This window comes from Streptomyces sp. NPDC005202 (genome assembly GCF_040608235.1).
In the GTDB taxonomy this organism is placed as follows: domain Bacteria; phylum Actinomycetota; class Actinomycetes; order Streptomycetales; family Streptomycetaceae; genus Streptomyces.
Genome location: NZ_JBEXHW010000081.1, coordinates 1 through 3,500, shown reverse-complemented (window position 1 = coordinate 3,500; position 3,500 = coordinate 1). Strand labels below are relative to the sequence as shown.

The window sequence follows — 3,500 nt, the reverse complement described above, 5'->3', positions numbered from 1 at the left end:
CCGCAAGACCCTCGGCTGGCGAACTCCCACCGAGGCTTTCAACGAGCATCTATGCTCACTGACAGGCAGTGTTGCGACGACTCCTTGAACCCGCCAACTTCATGTCGGCCGAGTACGGAGAGGTACTCAAGGAGCTCGGATTGCAGCGGTCGGCCGGCCGGACCGGAATCTGTTTCGACAACGCCATGGCCGAATCGTTCTTCGGCGCCCTGAAGAACGAACGCGTGTCACGCGTGACTTACCACACCCGCGAGGAGGCCCGGCGGGACATCACCCGCTACATTGAGTTCTGCTACAATCTCAAACGCCTTCATTCGGCAGTGGGTTACCGCCCACCGCGCGAAGTTCACGCAGAATTTGAAGATCTGCGACTCGCCGCCTAAATTAACCGGTCAAATCCCTGTCCGAAAAAAGCGAAGCCCCTCACACACGTTCAGACGACTGTGAGGGACGAAGAGCACGGCTCCGCCAGCCCGCGCCTGTGAGTGATCGAGCGGCCTTGGCGATGGGGTGATGGGAGCCGTTTGGGAGCCGGGATACGGAGTCGGCTCCCAAACGGCTCCCAAAACGACCCCCGGAACCACTCAGGGGCCCGACCCGCTAAGCGGATCAGGCCCCTGACCTGACGTTTCTCTGTCGGGGTGGCGGGATTTGAACCCACGACCTCTTCGTCCCGAACGCGATCAGGTGCCTCGTGACCTAGATTCGTGGTCGCTGACCTCCTCGTTCGGCTCGAGCTCCGTCCATTGCTGTCTGGTGCGGTCCCGGCGCGGCTGCCTCGTTTGGCCCCCCGTTTGGCCCCCCGACCGCGCATCTCTCCAGCGTGGGAGGGCTGGCCAGAGCACCCGCTAGAGCTTGTCCCGCTTGGTCGCCACGGGCACCGCGTCCTTCTCCTAGCGGTTCCCGTCTGCAATCGACCTTCTCGTTGACGAGGGCGGCCCGCCGAGAGATGGCTCGCGTAGCTCGGCCGGAATGTGCCGCATTTGGCAGGCGTCGGTGTGCTCGTTCCTAGTTCCCGGGTGGTTGGGTGACGACGATCCGCCAGATCACCGAATCGGGCGCTGAGAACTTCCACGCCAGTTCGTGCATTTTGGCGTGCGGTATCTCGGCTGTGAACACGCCGCTCCCGTCACCGCACTGAGACCCGGCGAGGGGCTTTCCGGAGGTGACGATGTTGAACTTGGAGGGGCCGGCGCATGTCCACATCGCCGTGATGGATGAGGCTTTCCCCGCTGACGCGGGAAGAGTGACACCGCCTGAACCGTGACCCGATCCCTTGTACAGCGTCTTCGAGCCGACAGGGAGTGGCGACTGGACCGGATTGGGGAGGCGGTCCGGGCTCGTCGGGGTCTGCTCCGGAGAGGGGGCCGCGCCGGTCCCCTTCGTCGCTTTTGCCGGAGGCTGCGTCGCACCGTGGGTGGCGGTCGCCCGGGGGTGAGCCCCGCCGGAACAGGCCGACACAAGCACCAGGGCCGACAGGCTGGCGGCCAGCAGGGGCAGCTTCATCAGATCGTCCTCAACTCACGAGTGGGCGATGTAGGGCGAGAGTGCCGGGAGCTTGGCGGTCCCGTGGTTCGAGACGATCCACTTGCAGCCACCGTTATAGGAACCGCGCTCCCAGTTGAAGGAGTATCCCTTCGAGCCAAGGGCGAGCCATCCGTCCTTCTGGCTCGCCGGAACCTTCCACGAGCCGCCAAGGGTGACGGTGGTGGTCTTCGCGTAGGAGATCGAGCCGCTGATGGTCTCCTCGGCGGACGCGACGATGATCGACTCGCTGAGCTTTGCCGCATATGTAATGGTGCCGGTCCAGGTGTGGCCCTTGGCTACCGAGACCGAGAGCGTGATGCCGGACTGTCCGCTGACGGTCTTGGACTTGTCACCGACGAAGGTGCTCTTGACCTTGGTGATGGAGACGGTCGGGTCTGGCGGGCAGCCGTCTGGGTGCACCGGACCGTTGACAACGGCGTCGGCGTCGTCCGGTGCCTGAGGGATCGGGTTCCCGTCCTGGTCGGCGTTGACCGGCGTCGGGGCGTCTTCCGCAAAAGCAGTGCCCACACCCCCGGTCCCCATAGCGAGAAATGCGGTCAGCGCAGCGGCTGTGCATGCACGAGTTATGGCGTTCACGGTTCCCTCCGTTTCGCTCCCCCCCCTGGGAGCGGCATGGACAGAACAATCACGGACTGCCTGACTGATCGTCAAGGAAACTCGATTAATCTGAGGGAGACTTGAGCATGACGATTGGATATGGACCGCTTGTTACGCCTTGGCCCCTGTAGGCAAGTAAGCGGAATCTCATGCTCCGTCAGCACGAATCGACCGCGCACGCGTGAGAACGTTGCCGGACAGGCCGGTGGACCACTTTGGTTGGTCGGGCGACGGGCTCGGGGCAACTAATCGGGACTCCCCTGAGCATGACGCAGCTGGTCACCGTGACCGGGCGGCGGCTGGGGTCGGTAGGGCGGCATCTGCGGGTGCTGCTGGACGCGAGGCTGATGGAGTGGCGGCGGGCCGAGCGGGTCGGTGCTGTACGTGCAGCCGGCGGCCGGGGAGGTATTCGTGGAGGCGCCAGGGGCCGGTAGTGGTGCCCGGGAGCCGGAAACGGGGATCCACCAGGCCGCAGGAGCACCCACGGGGTGCCTCGCCTGCGACGCCTCATCTTCATGGTGTCGCCGCTCCCGCCGAGCGGCTGCTGTATCGACCGGAAGAAGCAGCGGCCACGCTCGGTATCGGCCGATCGCTGATCTACGAGGAGATCCGTCTCGGACGCCTTCAGACCGTCCGCATCGGCCGTCGCCGACTCGTGCCGCCGGAGTACATCGAGCGGTACGTCGAACTCCTCAAGTGTGAGGCAGAGGCCACCGCTTGAACCCTCAACACCCCAGTTCCACAAGGCCGCGTCCTTCAGGGCGCGGCCTTGTCCTATGGAGGCACAACGGAACATGACCGAGACCCCGAAGCGCGCCCAACGGGCTGGCCACGGTGCGGACACGATCTATTGGGACCCCGTCAAAAAGAGCTACGTCGGAGCGGTCTCCCTGGGGTATGCCCCGAACGGTAAGCGTCGTCGGCCGAAGGTCTATGGCAAGACGAAGACCGAAGTCCGTCAGAAGATCCGGGACTTGAAGAAGGAGATGCAGACCGGCGTCAAAGCGCCGGCCAACTACACCGTGGCCGACGCGGTTAACGACTGGTTGGAGCGCGGACTCAAGGGGCGCGACGAGAAGGGCACCATCGGCAAGAACCGTTCGATGGCGAACAAGCACCTGATCCCCTTCATCGGCAAGGCCAAGCTGAAGGAACTCAGTGCGGACGACGTCGACGACTGGTTGGACGACAGGGCCGAATTCCTCGCGACGCGGAGCCTGCGTGACCTGCTCGCCATCCTGCGCCGCTCCGTCGCGCATGGAGCAATGCTCATGACCTGTGGATCGATGTCGGGGAGACACGCGAAGGGCGTACCTTCCCGAATGATCCTGTGATGGTCATCGAGTAGGCCGACG

The 3,500-nt window shown here is 64.3% G+C and carries 5 protein-coding genes and 1 pseudogene; 4 read left to right on the top strand and 2 right to left on the bottom strand.

Translation table 11 applies throughout. The features are described 5' to 3' along the window. The first annotated feature begins 101 nt into the window (after positions 1–101). The gene (locus ABZV31_RS38110; protein ID WP_355901455.1) at positions 102–383 is read left to right on the top strand and encodes an integrase core domain-containing protein; all 282 of its coding nucleotides are present in this window, start codon (positions 102–104) and stop codon (positions 381–383) included. A gap of 625 nt (positions 384–1,008) precedes the next feature. Here ABZV31_RS38110 and ABZV31_RS38105 read toward each other — a convergent pair. Continuing rightward, positions 1,009–1,506, bottom strand: coding sequence for a hypothetical protein (locus ABZV31_RS38105; protein ID WP_355901453.1), 498 nt, complete (start codon positions 1,504–1,506; stop codon positions 1,009–1,011). 15 nt (positions 1,507–1,521) lie between these two features. Further along, positions 1,522–2,124, bottom strand: a complete 603-nt coding sequence (locus tag ABZV31_RS38100) for a hypothetical protein (RefSeq protein WP_355901451.1) — start codon at positions 2,122–2,124, stop codon at positions 1,522–1,524. A gap of 266 nt (positions 2,125–2,390) precedes the next feature. Between ABZV31_RS38100 and ABZV31_RS38095 the strand changes: the two are divergent. From ABZV31_RS38095 to ABZV31_RS38085, 3 genes and pseudogenes are all read left to right on the top strand, one after another. After that, positions 2,391–2,571, top strand: a pseudogene (locus ABZV31_RS38095) (transcriptional regulator); the annotation flags it as partial. A 7-nt stretch (positions 2,572–2,578) separates the two neighbouring features. Then, positions 2,579–2,866, top strand: coding sequence for a helix-turn-helix domain-containing protein (locus ABZV31_RS38090; RefSeq protein ID WP_355901449.1), 288 nt, complete (start codon positions 2,579–2,581; stop codon positions 2,864–2,866). A gap of 73 nt (positions 2,867–2,939) precedes the next feature. Then, positions 2,940–3,479 (top strand): hypothetical protein, encoded by a 540-nt coding sequence (locus ABZV31_RS38085; protein WP_355901447.1) that lies wholly within the window; start codon positions 2,940–2,942, stop codon positions 3,477–3,479. Positions 3,480–3,500: the final 21 nt, after the last annotated feature.